The 222-nt window shown below is 46.4% G+C and carries 1 protein-coding gene; it reads right to left on the bottom strand.

Annotated features, from left to right (window positions below; translation table 11 throughout):
- Positions 1-199, bottom strand: a 199-nt coding sequence (locus NE665_RS24690; RefSeq protein WP_256302805.1) for a hypothetical protein, incomplete at its 3' end; no start/stop codon positions are given.
- Positions 200-222 lie beyond the last annotated feature (23 nt).

Below are 222 nucleotides of genomic sequence, written 5' to 3'. Positions count from 1 at the left end.
CCTTCATCTGGTCAAGCTTCGTGTCGCTGGTAAGCATTGCCCATACTTCCCCGTTTGCTGCTTGTGTATCGGTTTCTGATTCGATGTTCTTGTTTTCATCCGTCTGTGGATTCACTTCTGTTGCTTCTTCTGCTGCGTGGATCGGTGCTGCGACAGCACACATCATCGCTGCCATTGCTAATGCTAATAGTTTTTTCATAATGGTTTCTCCTCTACCTTTCT

The sequence above is a fragment of the Clostridium sp. DFI.1.208 genome (assembly GCF_024463855.1).
Taxonomy (GTDB): Bacteria; Bacillota_I; Bacilli_A; order Erysipelotrichales; family Erysipelotrichaceae; genus Clostridium_AQ.
This window is presented reverse-complemented; position numbering and strand designations above follow the sequence as displayed.